Genomic DNA, 15,035 nt, shown 5'->3' with positions numbered 1-15,035 from the left:
TCCTTATTCGGTGCAGTTTGGGTAGACGGTGCAATCACGTCCATCCGGCATTTTAAAGGGCTTGAAGTCGGTAGTGTTACCGCGACAAAACGCATAAGGGTCTTCGAGGCTCTTTCCCATACACCGCTTCCAGCCTTCAGGGAACTTAACCCACGTATCCCCCATATATGGGGTTTCTTCCTTTGCAATTGAAAATACTATTTTTAACGTCTTTCCGGCGAATTGAGTACGTTGCAGTGGACCTTTTGCAACTGAACCGCTTGCTTGTTCGGGAGTAGCCACCGATTTGCATTTCAGAATTTTAACGATGTAACGATCAGGCCCAGCCGTGCGAAACAACCATTCACACTGTTTGCGTAATGCTGTGGGTGAAGGATAATTTTGACTGTCTGCCGTTCCATCCTGAAAGGCAATACCCGTGTAATCCCTACCTAAATCGAGCCGTGCAGCTCCGTACTTCGCGTCGACCTCATATCCGAAACTTTTAAGTACTAAAGGGCAGCCTCCTTCATTGCTTATCAGTGGGACTTCGAAATGTGCCGTCTGCGCTTCGTTACTCAGGTCTTGCTCAAAAAACTTTTTGCTCGGATAGTTCCTGCCTTTGCCAGGAGGGACCGTACAAATCTCTCCCGTCCTAGGCACATAAGACGCCTCACCTTTAATGCTGAACCCCGGCGGCAATTCGGTCACCAGCGTAAAGCTGTCAGCAGATCTAACCGAACAACCAGAAGCTGCCATAACACCCGCAACAGCGAACAACCAAAAAAAACGCCCCAAAAAGGTTGCGCCAGACGCCTCAATCTCACCCACGCTCTGACTCACCTAACTGCGCATCAAACACCCGCTGACACCGCGCAAAGTGTTGCTCCGGCGTTTCACCCGGCAACGGTTGCCAAGCCACATCGTCCGCGCATTGAGGATCAAGTCTGAGGCTGAGCATGAACTCGCGTTGTTCCGGCGTGTTCCATTGCCAGGCCTCAAGCAGGTCCATCTGTTCTTCCAGCCATTCGCGCACGTTGCGGGTTTCGGAGAGTTTGGCGGCGGCTTCGACGTGGTACACCAGCAACCAGCGTTTCAGGTTTTCGCGCAAGATGCTGCGCGTACGCTCCGGCGAGTTTGGAATTCGCAACCACGGCGCGGGGTTTGGCACCGGGTACAGACCGGGTCTGGCGTTGTCCGCGCTTTTCCACTGCTCTTCATCCCAATACAGCACGCTGCTGATCGGGCCTAGCAGCAAGGGGCGTTCGGTCTCGCTCAGGTTGGCAAGGCAGCGAGCAATCACGCGGTTGTCCTGAAAACGGAACAATGAACGCTCACCATCTTCCTCAATCACCATTCGGGCCTGCCAGTGTTGGGTCAGGCCATCGAGGTCGGCCTTGTCCATGCTGCCGATCCAGCCCCAGTTGCGTTGTGGGTCGTCGAGCAGTTTGCGGAAGGCATCGGCGCCGGGGTTGTGCAGTTCGGTCAGCCAAGGGCTGATGGCGGCGAACTCAACGTATTGGGTGCGTCGATAGAGTTGCACCGAGCGCTGCATCAGGCCTGCGCTGTAGAGCGAGGTGACGGGGTTCGGTTCGGCGAGGCTGTCGAGGGCCAGGATCAGGACGCGATTGAGCCGGGCTTGTTCGCCGAGCCAGTTGTTCAGTGCGTCGCTCATGCTGTTGCCCCCAAATCACATTTGCCTTCACGGCAGGCTTCGCAAATCGGGCAGCGGATGTCGCCGGCCGCACGGGCAGCCTTGGCCATGGCCATTTGCACGGCGGCCGGGACGAGCAGGGCGCCGGCCTTGTCTTTGGCGGCGGCCCACGGGATTACCGGGTCGAGAATCTGAATTCCTGTACCTGCGCCGGGAGCACCTCCGGAATTAACCTTCACCTCAGCCCCGCTAATCGTCACCCCACCCGCATCAATCTTCACAAAGCTCCCACCAGCCTTGGCCGTCAGCTCCATGCCACCCTCAACCACCACCTTCTCCCCAGCGTGGTAGTGAATCTCCTGACCCGCCTCGACAAACTGCGCCGTCCCGACCTTCACATGCTGGGTCACACCGACGGTGAGGTGATCATCCGCCCGCGCCTCGGTCTTGCGGTCCAGGTGGGTAACCCGGTGCTCTTCCACCTTGAACTCACTAAAAGCATTCGCTTCAACGGTGTCATGCCTTTCATTGCCGACGCGAATTTTCTGGTCGTGCTCGATGTTTTCATCCCAGTCGCGCTGGGCGTGCAGGTAGATCTGTTCCGCGCCTTTCTTATCTTCGATGCGAAACTCGTTGTAGCCCTTGCCGCCCGGTGAGCTGAGGGTCTTGAAGGTGCTGCGGGTTTTGTTCGCTGGCAGGTCGTAGGGGACGACGTTTTCCTTGTGGTACAGGCAGCCGGTAATCAGTGGTTGGTCGGGGTCGCCTTCGAGGAAGGTGACGAGCACTTCCATGCCGACTCGCGGAATGGCGATGCCGCCGTAGGCGTTGCCGGCCCAGCCGGTGGCGACGCGCAGCCAGCAGCTGCTGGTGTCGTTGCCCTGGCCGTCGCGGTCCCAATGGAATTGCACTTTGACGCGGCCGTATTCGTCGCAGTGGATTTCTTCGCCCGGCGGGCCAGTGACGATGGCGGTCTGGCTGCCCAGCACTTTGGGTTTCGGGTGCTCCAGGGCAGGGCGGAAGTGCGCGTCCCACGGCGTGGCGAGGAAGCGGTTGCGGTAGCCCTGGTGGAAGTCGTCCTTGTTATGGGTGACGTCGCTGGTGATGTTCTCGCCGAGCACTTGCGGCTGTTTGCCTTCGTGGACGATTTCCAGCAGCAGCCAGAGGTCGTTCCACTCGGCGCGCGGGTGTTCGCTGAGGGCCATGAAGTGGCCAGTGACCAGGGTCGGTTCGTCGCCTTTGCCTTCGGCGAGTTGGTAGTCGCTGCGATGGCGTTCCAGGGCACGGGTCGCCAGTTGCTTGCCGCGCGCGCGGTCGGTGAAGCGGCCGGGGTAGTCGTAGTCTTCGAGGTCCGGGGCGAATTCGCTTTTAGCCGCGCCTTCGGGCAGCAATCGTGGTTTTTCGAAGTCGTAGTCGCGGCGGCTGACGCGGGTGGTGCGGGTTTCCAGGGCGCAGGTTGAAGCGCTTGATCACCGGTTTTTTGGCGGCCATGCCGGAGTCTTGCTGGTAGCTCACTGGCGCGAGTTTGCGGAACACCGTCTGGTCATCGCCGAACACCAGTTTGTGGCCGCTGGCACTGTGCTGGAAGTGGAAGTGAATGCCTTCCTCTTCGCACAGGCGCTGGATGAAGTGCAGGTCGGATTCGTCGTACTGCACGCAGTACACGCGCTCGGGGTAGATCGCGCCGAGCTGGAAGCTGTAGGCGTCGGCCAGAATGCCCCGGGCTTCGAGCACCTGGGCGATGATCTTTGGCACAGTTAAATGCTGGAAAATCTGCTGGTCGTGGTTGTGCCGCAGGTAGGCGAGTTGCGGCACCAGGCTGATGCTGTAACGGGTCAGGCTCTTGCCGGAATCGCCTTGCTCGATGCGGTAGACCAGGCCATGGATTTTGCCTTGGCCAGTGGCGCCGAAGGTCAGGCAACCGGGCTTGTGCAGCAGCTCTTCGAGTTTCAGGTCGGGGCGGGCGCTGACCAGTTCGATGTCGAAACAGAACGGCTGGTTGAGGGCTTCGCGACCGACGAAGCTGAGGACCTGCAGGTCGACGGAAATGCCTTCGAGCGTGAGGGAAATATGGATTGCGTTTGCGTCCAGCATGCCTTGAGTTCCGTCCTTTGAAAAAGCAGGGGCGGATGGTGCAGCATTAAAGTGCCATGTTCAAGGTTGAAATGCCGTAGGTCCGGGGCCTGACGGCTATCGGGCTTTCCCCTATAGCCGAGCTTTTGCGCAATGAATACTGGCATTTTTTGAAGCGATTGGCCGTCACGCCAAATAAAGGAAGGCCCCACTGGGTGGGGCCTTCCGTATTACTCAGCCAAGAAATTCAAAGCGATTGCAAGGAAATGGTCGCGCTCTGAGAGTCTTGCTGACTGTCAGCATCCATCCACACCCATTGCGTACCGTCGCCTTGCAGATTATTGGTGATGCTCTGGATCTGCGAGTAAACGATCTTGACGTTCCCAGACGCACTGGCAGTAGGCCCAATGTTGGTAACCTGATTGGCAAGGAGGCCGTTCGAAGTCTCATTAACGACGAACACGGTCGCTTGTGCCTCACGGAACTGGCAGGAGAGGAACTGTGTAATGGTGCTGGTGATCGTCAGGTTCATCCATTTCGAGGGGGGGACCGCATAGTAACGGGTGTACTTGTTGAACGGGTGCTGCTCACCATCGGCCGGCAGCGGATAATTGGTCAGCCCCGATGTATTGGTCGGCATGCTGACACTTCCCAACCAGATTTCCACCTGTGACTTACCGGCATTGCTGGGCAGTGAAACCGAAACGGTTTGAGTATCGGTGCCCGAGACAAAACCCAACGATGCCAGGCCTGCATTCGCCGTGGTGCCAGGCACCGTGATCGGTACGGGCGGCTGGCTGTTGCTCCAGTTCACGGAGACAGTCGAGTTGTTGTCATTCTGAGCGGAGTTGTAGATAAAGATGCCATAAAGCTGGCCGGGGCTAAGCGCGGTACAGGTGGCTGTATCTCCTGCGGTGAGCGTAATGCGTTGTCCGCCGTTCCAGTTAATTTGGGCAGCTGAGATAGCGACACTTTCCATGTTGGAGTTCCTTTTCCTGTTGTGGGGGTATAAGGATGAACGCACAGCAATAATCCTTACCTGCGCTGTGCGTGGAAAAGATATTAGTTGAAGGCATGTAGTGGTCAAGTAACTGGCTGGTTATTTTTAATTAAACCAACATCATTTTCAGCGGTAGTCTGGTTTATTGATTTAATTCAATAGGATGGGGTTGTTGTATGAGGACTGATCCAGTGCTGTCTTACAGGTGGGGAGGTTAAAAGCTTACAGAATTAATATGTCACTGGTGTTGTGTGGTTATTTTGTTTTGAACTAGTTGAAAGCGTGAATTGCTATAACTATTCTTGTTGGGGTGAGAGTATTAAGCTGTCAATAGCCGCTTGTCTTTTGGTCGGACTATTGCAACTTTAAATCGAAATAAAAATATATCTAAAAAATATAAGAGGCGAAGAGATGTAGCGCCGATGAAGAAAGTTATGCGTCAGTGCGTTCTTGTAAGCATCAAGAAGGCAAAGCTATTGCGATCGCCCCTTGTCAAAAATACGTTGAGCGGTTCAGAAGACTGTCTATTGTTCAGGTCCACCGGCAGGCCCTGAAATCAGGACCTGCCATAGTAGAGGCGGCATGGGGGGGCGCCGATGTCAGCCCAACTGCCGCCGATACGGCAAATCCGGCCCGGTCTTGCTGCAGGTCAGGGCGGCGGCGCTAACGGCGAACCTGAGCATGGTATCGATCTGCTCCTTGCTCAGCTGTTGCAAACCGTCGACCGAATCCAGCTGCTGCTCGGTCAACCAGGTAATCAACGCCGCCTGGAAGGTATCGCCAGCCCCCACCGTGTCGGCAATCTTCACCGAACAGGCCGGCACCGACCACGAGCCGTGGGCACGGCTGAACACCGTTGCGCCTTCGCCGCCACGGGTCAGGAACACCAACTGACAGCGATGCTCCAGCCAGCCTTCGATCACGCGCTGAGGATCCTGCTCGGGGTACAGCAAGCTCAAGTCTTCGTCGCTGACCTTGATCAGGTCGGCCAGCTCCACCAGCGTGGCAATCCGCGAGCGCCACAACTCGATGTTCGGTTCGGGATTCAGGCGTACGTTCGGGTCGAGGCTGATCAGGCGCTTGCCGCTTTCCCGTTGCACCAGCGCCAGCAAGGTATCGGCAATCGGTTGCACCACCAGCGAAAACGAGCCGACGTGCAAACCGCGCACTTCTGGCCCCAGTTGCGGCAGATGCGCCAGGCTCAATTGCCGATCAGCGCAGCCTTCGCCACGAAAGCTGTAATGGGGTGAACCATTGGCACCGACCGCGACCATCGCCAGGGTGGTCGGCGCGGCAAAGTCCACGAGGTAGTCCGAGCGCACACCTTCGTCCTGCAGCACTTGCTGCAAACGTCGGCCCAGGTAGTCGGTCGACAGCCCGCCAAACAGCGCGGCATCCACGCCCAAGCGGCGTAAACCTACGGCCACGTTGAACGGTGAGCCGCCGGCAATTGCCTTGAAATTCACTTTGGATGCCACACCGCTGGCATCGTCTTCGCTGAAGAAATCGAACAGCGCTTCGCCACACACCAGATACATAATTGCTCGCTCTTTAAAGGGTTGCGACATGCTGTTGATAGCGTTCGTAGGCCTGCTGACAGGCCACCACATTTTCTGCATTCGGTAAGGTTTCACTGGCCAGATCGAGCTTTACGCAACGCTCACACAAGTCCGCCAAGCTGTCTTCGTGACCGTTTGCCCAGGACGTACACCACGCCGCCTGAATCGCTGCGCCGAGGGCTGCGGCCTCGCTTTGTTCGGTACAAATCACTGGCGTATTCATGATGTCTGCGACGATCTGTCGCCACACCGGGCTCTTCGAGCCGCCGCCGATCAGGCAGATGCTGCGGCTTTGTAAGCCATTCTGGCGCAGCAGGTCCAGCCCGTAACGCAAACCGAAGGTGGTGCCTTCCACCACGGCGCGGCACAGGTTGGCCCGGGTCAGGTTGGTCATGGTCAGCCCCAGCAGGCTGCCGCTGGCATGGGGCAGGGCGGGGACGCGTTCGCCATTGAAGAACGGCAGCATGCACACGCCGTCGGCACCAATCGGCGCTTGCTCGACCAAGGCGTTGAACGCCTCGATATCCAGTTCGAACAACTCGCGAATCGCGCCGGTCGCGTTGGTCAGGTTCATCGTGCAGATCAGCGGCAGCCAGCCGCCGCTGGAGGAGCAGAACGTCGCGACCGAGGCATCCGGGCTGACGTTCGCTTGCTCGGCATAGGCGTAGACCGTTCCCGAGGAGCCGAGGCTCATGGTGATCGCGCCGGGCTGTATATTGGCGGTGCCGATCGCGCCCATCATGTTGTCACCGCCGCCGCTGGAGACCAGGGCCTGCGGGTTGATGCCCAGATGTTCGGCGATACTCGGCAGGATCGTACCGACCGGTTGGTGGGCATCGATCAACTCCGGGAGCGCGGCTTGCAGACGTCCGGTGGGGTCGATGTCGCGCAGCAGTTGCAAGTCCCACTGGCGGGTGCGCACATTGAAATAGCCGGTGCCCGAGGCATCGCCATACTCGCTGCAACTGCGGCCGGTGAGCCAGTAGTTGAGGTAGTCATGGGGCAGCAAAATGCGGGCGATTCGGGCGAATACTTCCGGGTGCTGTTCTTTGGTCCAAAGCAGTTTTGACACGGTGTAGCCCGGTGCAATGACCACGCCGAGGCGTTCCAGTGAGCCTTCATCGCCGCCCAGATGGGTGAGCAAGCGGTCGTTCTCCGCTGTGGACTCGGTGTCGCACCAGAGCTTGGCCGGGCGCAGCACCTGGCCGCGATCGTCGAGCAGCACCAGGCCATGCTGCTGGCCGGAAACACCGATGCCGAGGATCGCCTGACCCTCCACATCCGCTGCGAGCAGCGCGCGCTGGGTGGCCAGGGTAAAGGCTTCCAGCCATTGGGCAGTGTCTTGCTCGCGACGACCATTGGCGCCGCTGATGAGGCTGTGGGCAGCGGCGCCCTGACCGAGGACCTGTCCGCTGTGCGCGTCGAGGATGACGGCTTTCGTGCCTTGGGTGCCGCAGTCGATGCCGAGGAATAATTGTTGGTTTGCCATGGAAGGTCCTTGGATCGTCAGGTCGATATCAATGCCTATTCAACATTTATGTTGTTTGTCAGTCAGCCATCGCGGGCAAGCCCGCTCCCACAGTGGTCTGGGGTGAAACGCAGATTTGGGACCAACCTCGATTCCTGTGGGAGCGGGCTTGCCCGCGATGGCGACAGAAGATTCACCACCGCACTTAAGCCAAAACCCGCTCCAGCGTCCGCGTCACCCCAACCTCCCGCAAGCTGTTACAGCACCACTCAAACGCCGCGACAAACTCCCGAGAACGCGGAATCGCTGTCCCGAAAATCTCCTCAACCTCCAACAATCGTTGGGTGATCAACACATCATCGGCCACCAGCGCCTGGCAGAACGCCGCCCGCGGATCCGCAATTGCAAAGGTCTGGCCATTCTCATCCACGCCTTTGAGGTACAGCGCCCAGGCTGCGACCACCAGCGCCGCGCGCTTGGTCTCCTGTCCATCGGCAATCAAGCGGTTGATCGTCGGCACGGTGAACTTCGGAAACTTCGACGAACCATCCGAACACACCCGCTCCAGCTGATCGGCAATCGCCTGGTTGGAGAAGCGCGCCACCAGGGTGTTTTTGTACTCGGTCAGGTCGATCCCCGGCACCGGCGCCAGTTGCGGCGTCACGTCCAGGTCCATGTAGGCGCGCATGTAGCGCACGAACAGCGGGTCGTTCATGGTTTCGTGAACGAAGCGGTAACCCTTCAAAAAGCCCAGATAGGTCAGTGCCAGATGGCTGCCGTTGAGCAGCTTGAGCTTCATCTCTTCGTAAGGCGTGACATCGTCGGTGAACTGCACACCAACCTTTTCCCACGCCGGGCGACCGTTGACGAATTTGTCCTCCAGCACCCACTGCACAAACGGTTCGCAGACCACCGGCCAAGCGTCATCGACCGCATGTTTGTCGGCCAGTTGCAGACGATGCTCGGTGCTGGTCATTGGCGTAATGCGGTCGACCATCGCATTAGGGAAGCTGACATGGCGCTCGATCCAGTCGCGCAGATCGGCATCGCGCAGGGCGGCGAATGCCAGCAGGGCTTTACGGGTCACGGCGCCGTTGTGCGGCAGGTTATCGCAAGACATCAGCGTGAACGCGGGCGTACCGGCTGCACGACGTTTGGCCAGCGCGGCGCAGAGGAAACCGAATACAGTCTTTGGCGCGTTCGGGTGAGTCAGGTCGTGCTGGATCTGGGGCAGGTGCGCCATGAACTCGCCGTTGCTGTCGTCGATGCAATAGCCGCCTTCGGTGATGGTCAGCGAGACGATGCGAATGTCTGGATCGGCGAGTTTGTCGATCAGCACCTCGGCGCTGTCTTCGGCCAGCAGCATGTCGCGGATGGCACCGATAACCCGGACTTCGGCGTCGTCGGCGTCGCCCAGTTCGAACAGGGTAAACAGATAATCCTGCTCTTTGAGATCGTCCCGGGCGCGGCGGTCTTCGGCGCGCAGGCCGACCCCGCAAATGGCCCAGTCCAGTGCTTCGCCGGTATTCATCAAGGCATCGGTGTAGTACGCCTGATGCGCGCGGTGGAAACCGCCGACGCCAATGTGCGCGATGCCTTGGCGGGTATCGCTCAGGGTGTAGGCGGGCAGGGCTACCTCGGGGGCGAGGCGGTTGAGGTTCTGTTTATTCAGTTTCATCGCATGCTCTCGAATCAGGCTGCGGCGCGCAGTGGGCGGGTCAGCGCCACGCCGTCAGCATCGAATAAATGGCAGTGTTCAGCATCCAGGTGCAGGCTCAGGGTTTCACCATAACGGCTGGCCAGATCGCCGCGAACCCGCATGGTCAGCGCTTCGCCGGAAGACGTCAGGACGTGGCAGAAGGTGTCGCTGCCCAAGCGTTCGCTGACGTCGGCAGTGACTTGCAGGGTGCAGTCACCGGGTTGCGCCAGCTGCAGATGTTCTGGACGAATCCCTAAGGTCACGGCGCCGCCGACACTCAGGCTGGCACTGCTCAACGGCAGGCTGATGCGAGTGCCGGCGTCCAGCAGCACTTCGCAGCTTTGGCCGTTAACGCGGGTGACTTTGCCCTTGAGGAAGCCCATTTTCGGCGTGCCGAGGAAGCCTGCGACAAACAGGTTGGCCGGCTGGTGATACAGGTCCAATGGTGAACCGACTTGCTCGATCTTGCCGCCATTGAGGACGACGACTTTGTCGGCCATGGTCATGGCTTCGACCTGGTCGTGGGTCACGTAGATCATCGTGGCTTGAAGTTCTTTGTGCAGGCGCAACAATTCCAGGCGCATCTGCACCCGCAGGGCGGCGTCGAGGTTGGACAGCGGTTCGTCGAACAGGAAGATTTTCGGGTTGCGCACGATCGCCCGGCCGATGGCCACGCGTTGACGCTGACCACCGGACAGTTGCTTCGGCTTGCGCTCCAGCATCGGCCCGAGTTCAAGGATACGCGCCGCTTCGCCGACTTTTTTCTCGACTTCGGCTTTCGCTACACCGGCCAGGTCCAGAGCGAACGACATGTTTTTGCGTACGCTCATGTGCGGGTAGAGGGCGTAGGTCTGGAACACCATCGCCAGGTCGCGCTTGGCCGGGCTGACTTCGGTGATGTCGCGGCCATCCAGTTCGATGGTGCCGCCGCTGACTTCTTCCAGTCCGGCGATCAGTCGCAGCAGGGTAGATTTACCGCAGCCCGACGGGCCGACGAACACCACGAATTCCTTGTCATTCACTTCAAGGTCGATGCCTTTGATGATGGAAAAACCTTCGAAGCCTTTTTGCAGATTCTTGATTTTCAGGTTGGCCATGATGGCGCTCCTTTGTGCTTATTCTTTGAGGGCTATTTCACGGCACCGAACGATAGGCCGCGGACCAATTGTTTCTGGCTGATCCAGCCGAAGATCAGGATCGGTGCACAGGCCAGGGTCGACACTGCCGACAACTTGGCCCAGAACAGACCTTCAGGGCTTGAGTACGAGGCGATCAACGCGGTCAGTGGCGCGGCCTGCGATGAGGTCAGGTTCAGCGACCAGAACGCCTCGTTCCAGCACAGGATCAGCGACAGCAAAACCGTGGAAGCGAGGCCGCCCTTGGCAATCGGCAGCAACACCCGGACCATTTCCTGCCACAGCGTCGCGCCGTCCAGGCGTGCGGCTTCGAGGATGTCTTTGGGGATGTCTTTGAAGTAGGTGTAAATCATCCAGACCACGATCGGCAGGTTGATCAGCGTGTAGATCACGATCAGCGCAATCCGTGTGTCCAGCAGGCCGAAACTCTTGGCCAGCAGGTAGATCGGCATCAACACGCCCACCGGCGGCAGCATCTTGGTCGAGAGCATCCACAGCAGCGTGCCTTTGGTGCGCTGGGTTTCGTAGAACGCCATGGAGTAGGCTGCCGGCACCGCAATCAGCAGGCACAATGCCGTGGCGCTGAAGGAAATCACCACCGAGTTCCAGGCGAAGCTGAAGTAATCGCTACGCTCGTTGATGTGCAGGTAGTTCTCCAGCGTCGGCGTGAAGATGAACTGCGGCGGCGTGGCGAACGCGTCGATTTCGGTTTTGAAACTGGTCATCACCATCCAGAAGATCGGGAAGAAGATCAGGATCGCGATGGCCCAGGCCAGGGTGCCGAGCAGCAGGCTTTGCAGGTGGCGAGATTGTTGAAGAGTCATGGCGCAGGCCTCAGGCTTTGTCTGTCAGGTTTTTGCCGATCATTCGCACCAGCACGATGGCCGCGACGTTGGCAATCAACACCGCGATCAACCCACCGGCGGAGGCCATGCCGACGTCGAACTGCACCAGCGCCTGGTTGTAGATCAGGTAGGCGAGGTTGGTCGAGGCGTAGCCGGGGCCACCGTTGGTGGTGGTGAAGATTTCGGCGAACACCGACAGCAGGAAGATGGTTTCAATCATCACTACCACCGCAATCGGCCGGGCCAGGTGCGGCAGGGTCAGGTGCCAGAAAATCGCGATAGGACCGGCACCGTCCAGGCGTGCGGCTTCTTTCTGTTCCTGATCGAGGGACTGCATGGCGGTCATCAGGATCAGGATCGCGAAGGGCAGCCATTGCCACGAGACAATGATGATGATCGACAGCAGCGGGTAATGCGCCAGCCAGTCCACCGGCTGCGCGCCGAACAGTTTCCAGATGTAGGCGAGAATCCCCGAGACCGGGTGAAAGATCAGGTTTTTCCAGATCAGCGCACCGACGGTGGGCATGATGAAGAACGGCGAGATCAACATCACCCGCACGATGCCGCGACCGAGAAACTCACTGGCCTCCAGCAACGCGCTGATCAACACCCCGAATACCACGCTGATCAGCAACACGCTGCCCACTAGCAACAGGGTGTTGGTGGCACCGGGCAGGAAGCCCGAGTCGCTCAGAAAGTAGCTGAAGTTCTCTAGCCCCACGAACTGGTTTTCGCCGGGGTAGAGCAGGTTGTAGCGAATCATTGAAAAGTAAACGGTCATGCCCAGCGGCACGATCATCCACAGCAGCAACAACGCAACCGAGGGGCTGACCAGAAACCAGCCGGGGTTGGTCAACCGGCTTTTGCGCACCGGTTGGGAGATGTCCATGTGAGTTTTGACAGTTGAAATATTCATGGCGATAGAACCGATTGAGAACAGACGACGCGGAACCTGTGGGAGCGGGCTTGCCCGCGAAGAGGCCGGTACATCCGGCACATCTTCGTGACTGATCCATTGCTATCGCGGGCAAGCCCGCTCCCACAGGGAAAGGTGCTGGTTACTTGGGATAACCGGCGCGCTTCATTTCACGTTCGGTGGTTGACTGGGCGGCGGTCAGGGCCTGGTCGACCGTGGTCTGGCCGATCAGCGCTGCCGAAAACAGCTTGCCGACCTGGGTGCCCACGGCCTGGAACTCAGGGATGGTCACCAACTGGATGCCGATATAGGGCACGGGTTTGAGGGACGGTTTGCTCGGGTCCGCAGCCTTCAGCGATTCCAGCGTCACCTTGGCGAACGGTGCGGCATTCAGGTAGGCCTCGGTGTAGGTCGAGGCGCGAGTGCCTGGCGGCACGTTGGCGATGCCGTCTTTTTCCGCGACCAGCGCACCATATTCCTTGGAAGTGGCCCAGGCGCTGAACGTTTTCGCCGCATCCTTGGCCTTGGAACTGGTCGGAATGGCCAGCGCCCAGGAATACAACCAGGCCGAACCTTTGTCGGTGGTTTCATGCGGTGCGTAGGTGAAGCCGACGTGATCGCTGACCTTGCTTTGGGTCTTGTCGGTGACGAACGAGCCGGCCACGCTGGCATCGACCCAGATCGCACACTTGCCGCTGTTGAACAGCGCCAGGTTTTCGTTGAAGCCGTTGCTCGACGCGCCAGGAGGGCCGGACTTCTTCATGGTGTCGACATAGAAGTTCAGCGCATTCTTCCACTCGGGGCCGGTGAATTCCGGCTGCCATTTCTCATCAAACCAGCGTGCGCCGTAAGCATTGGCGAGGGTGGTGATCAGCGCCATGTTCTCGCCCCAGCCAGCCTTGCCGCGTAGGCAGATACCGTACTGTTCTTTATCTTTATTGGTGAGTTTGCCGGCAAATTCGCTGATCTGAGTCCAGGTCGGGCGTTCGGGCATGGTCAGACCGGCGTCCTTGAACAGGTCGGTGCGGTAATAGGTGATGGAGCTTTCAGCGTAGAACGGCAGGGCATAGAGCGTACCCTTGACTGAAAGGCCTTCACGGACCGAAGGGAAGACGTCGTCGAGGGCGTAGCTGGCCGGCAAGTCCTTCATCGGTTCCAGCCAACCCTTGGCGCCCCAGAGTGCGGCTTCGTACATGCCAATGGTCAACACATCGAACTGTCCGCCCTGGGTGGCGATGTCGGTGGTCAGGCGTTGACGCAGAACGTTTTCTTCAAGCACCACCCAATTGAGCTTGATGTCCGGATGCTCGGCCTCGAAGGTTTTCGAGTGTTTTTGCATGCGAATCATGTCGCTGTTGTTGACGGTGGCAATGGTCAGGGTCTGTGCACCGAGGCTGACGCTACTGAGGGTCATGCAGGTGAGAGCAAGCAGAGCTTTTACAGAGGGTTGCATCGTGCACTCCTTTTCTGCACCCGGCGGGTTACAGAAGGACAGTTATTGTTTTTGTGTCTTCCGAGGCAGGAAGAATGTGCACTGATTACAGCGTTCAATCGATGGGCTGACAAATCATCCATCGCACTGTCATCGATACTTTTTTGCACTGGGGTTTGGAGCGGGAGATGCAAGGGCAGGCTTTGCAGGGACGAGGGGGCATCGAATTTGTACAGGTTTTACCCGCCCCTTCGCGGGTAAGCCTCGCTCTTGTAGGCGTGAGGTTTGCTCGCGAAGGCGATCTGAAAATCACCCTATGACCAAGGCATTCAGCCCAGGTTTTGCTCAGTCAAACGCTGCACCGCCAACCGCCGGTAGTGCGACGGCGTCATGCCTTTGAGTTGTTGGAAACGCCGGTTGAAGTTGGAAATATTATTGAAGCCCGACTCGAAACACACATCGGTCACCGTTTTGTCGCCATCTGCCAGCAGCTCACAGGATTTACTGATGCGCAGGCGATTGACGAATTCGATGAAGCAGCGCCCGGTGGCCTGTTTGAACACTCGGCTGAAGTAGGTCGGCTTCAGACCCAGATGCTCGGCGACTTCTTCCAGCGGCAGTTCCCGGGCGTAATGGGCAAAGATGTAATCCACCGCCCGGTTGGTGCGGTCGATATTGTGTTCATCAGCCAATTGTGGCGTCGTGGCACCGGACAGCAACTGATAGTCATCGGACGCCGCCAGCAACTCCAGCAGAATGAAAAAGTACCCGAGCCGGGTCATGCCCTTGGTGTCGGCGATGCGCTGCATCAAGGTCATGGCCTGGTGGATCGTGCGCTTGCAGCGGAACTCGATGCCGTATTGCGCGCGCTCCAGCAACGGGGCGAGCGTCTTGAGTTCGGCGAACACCTGATGGCCGCTTTCAAACAGTTCGTCAGTGAAATTGACCAGCATGTCGCGCTTTGGACACTACTTCGTCTTCGGCGACCTGGCTGATCCAGTTGTGGGGCAGGTTGGGGCCGGTCAGGAACAGCGTTTCCGGGTAGAAGTTGCCGATGTAGTCACCGATGAACACCTTGCCGGAGCTGGCGACGATCAGGTGCAGTTCGTATTCCTTGTGGAAATGCCAGCGCACCAAAGGGCAGGGGAAGCCGTGCTGACGATAGATGATGGACAACCCGTTATGGTCGTCCATCAATTCGTAGGAAGGATCGGTAACTCTGGCTGGTCGGCTCATGTCAGGACACTTTTATTGTTATCGCCCGTTGATCATGCCTC

General features: G+C 58.5%; 10 protein-coding genes and 2 pseudogenes. All 12 read right to left on the bottom strand.

From position 1 onward, the window contains the following. Positions 1-3: 3 nt before the first annotated feature. The 12 genes and pseudogenes from PSH65_RS16990 to PSH65_RS16935 all read right to left on the bottom strand — a co-directional run bounded on the left by PSH65_RS16990 (position 4) and on the right by PSH65_RS16935 (position 14,994). Positions 4-810, bottom strand: a complete 807-nt coding sequence (locus tag PSH65_RS16990) for a hypothetical protein (RefSeq protein ID WP_305421405.1) — start codon at positions 808-810, stop codon at positions 4-6. Continuing rightward, positions 803-1,654: a DUF4123 domain-containing protein gene (locus PSH65_RS16985; protein ID WP_305421404.1), complete on the bottom strand. Its 852-nt coding sequence runs from the start codon at positions 1,652-1,654 to the stop codon at positions 803-805. The genes PSH65_RS16990 and PSH65_RS16985 overlap by 8 nt, the downstream gene beginning before the upstream one ends. Further along, a pseudogene (locus tag PSH65_RS16980) lies at positions 1,651-3,724 on the bottom strand (type VI secretion system tip protein VgrG). The gene PSH65_RS16985 and the pseudogene PSH65_RS16980 overlap by 4 nt, the downstream one beginning before the upstream one ends. Before the next feature lie 226 nt (positions 3,725-3,950). After that, entirely contained in the window at positions 3,951-4,682 is a 732-nt protein-coding gene (locus PSH65_RS16975) for a hypothetical protein (protein ID WP_305421403.1), read from the bottom strand. 620 nt (positions 4,683-5,302) lie between these two features. Then, entirely contained in the window at positions 5,303-6,241 is a 939-nt protein-coding gene (locus PSH65_RS16970) for a carbohydrate kinase (RefSeq protein WP_305421402.1), read from the bottom strand. A gap of 13 nt (positions 6,242-6,254) precedes the next feature. Next, a complete protein-coding gene (gene xylB / locus PSH65_RS16965) occupies positions 6,255-7,751 on the bottom strand; it encodes a xylulokinase (protein ID WP_305421401.1) in 1,497 nt (498 codons plus the stop codon). 184 nt (positions 7,752-7,935) lie between these two features. After that, positions 7,936-9,408, bottom strand: a complete 1,473-nt coding sequence (locus PSH65_RS16960; RefSeq protein WP_305421400.1) for a mannitol dehydrogenase family protein — start codon at positions 9,406-9,408, stop codon at positions 7,936-7,938. Positions 9,409-9,422: 14 nt separating this feature from the next. Next, positions 9,423-10,526 (bottom strand): ABC transporter ATP-binding protein, encoded by a 1,104-nt coding sequence (locus tag PSH65_RS16955; protein WP_305421399.1) that lies wholly within the window; start codon positions 10,524-10,526, stop codon positions 9,423-9,425. A 32-nt stretch (positions 10,527-10,558) separates the two neighbouring features. Continuing rightward, positions 10,559-11,389 (bottom strand): carbohydrate ABC transporter permease, encoded by an 831-nt coding sequence (locus PSH65_RS16950; protein ID WP_305421398.1) that lies wholly within the window; start codon positions 11,387-11,389, stop codon positions 10,559-10,561. Between the two features lie 10 nt (positions 11,390-11,399). After that, entirely contained in the window at positions 11,400-12,326 is a 927-nt protein-coding gene (locus tag PSH65_RS16945) for a carbohydrate ABC transporter permease (RefSeq protein WP_305421397.1), read from the bottom strand. Positions 12,327-12,468: 142 nt separating this feature from the next. Beyond that, the gene (locus tag PSH65_RS16940; protein ID WP_305421396.1) at positions 12,469-13,779 is read right to left on the bottom strand and encodes a sugar ABC transporter substrate-binding protein; all 1,311 of its coding nucleotides are present in this window, start codon (positions 13,777-13,779) and stop codon (positions 12,469-12,471) included. A gap of 308 nt (positions 13,780-14,087) precedes the next feature. Further along, positions 14,088-14,994 (bottom strand): annotated as a pseudogene (locus PSH65_RS16935) (helix-turn-helix domain-containing protein). Positions 14,995-15,035 lie beyond the last annotated feature (41 nt).

Source organism: Pseudomonas sp. FP603 (genome assembly GCF_030687415.1).
GTDB classification, from domain to species: Bacteria; Pseudomonadota; Gammaproteobacteria; order Pseudomonadales; family Pseudomonadaceae; genus Aquipseudomonas; species Aquipseudomonas wuhanensis.
Note: the sequence above shows the minus strand (reverse complement) of the source record. Positions and strands in the feature narration are given on the sequence as shown.